This window comes from Streptomyces albospinus (assembly GCF_014648695.1).
Taxonomy (GTDB): domain Bacteria; phylum Actinomycetota; class Actinomycetes; order Streptomycetales; family Streptomycetaceae; genus Streptomyces; species Streptomyces albospinus.
In genome coordinates this window covers 1-541 of sequence record NZ_BMRP01000160.1, presented here as the reverse complement: position 1 = coordinate 541, position 541 = coordinate 1, and the positions used below count along the sequence as shown (strand labels likewise).

The 541-nt window shown below is 69.5% G+C and carries 1 protein-coding gene; it reads right to left on the bottom strand.

The genetic code is table 11. The features are described from left to right. Positions 1-56: 56 nt before the first annotated feature. On the bottom strand, positions 57-541 hold a 485-nt coding region (locus tag IEZ17_RS41770; protein WP_189308848.1), incomplete at its 5' end, for a transposase.

Sequence of the window (541 nt, the reverse complement as noted above, 5' to 3'; positions counted from 1 at the left end):
GGCGCCGGTCCAGGCTGCGAGGAGGAGCTGAAACTCACGGACTACTTGGTAGAGGCTCAGGCCGGCGCCGTTCCTTTTGGGGCTCTGGCCAGTCGTTGCAGGGTGCAGAAGGCGTGGGCGACGGAGACGAGGGTGACATGGTGGTGCCAGCCGTTCCAGGTGCGGCCCTCGAAGTGGGCCAGGCCGAGGGCCTGTTTCATCTCGCGGTAGTCGTGTTCGATGCGCCAGCGGAGCTTGGCCAGGCGGACCAGCGTGGTGAGCGGGGTGTCGGCGGGCAGATCGGAGAGCCAGAACTGGACCGGCTCGTCCTCGGTGGCGGGCCACTCGGCCAGCAGCCAGCACTCGGGCAGCACGGGGCCGTCGGTGGCGCGGGCGATCTCGCGTCCGGCAGGCCGGATCCGCAGCGTGACGAACCGCGAGTACATGCGTTTGAGGCCGGACCGGCCGGTGCCCGGGCGGGATCCCTCCCGCCATTGCACAGGTTTCGCCGCCTTCCGGCCTGCCGCGATGACCAGCTGTTTCACCGATTGCGGCTTGTCCG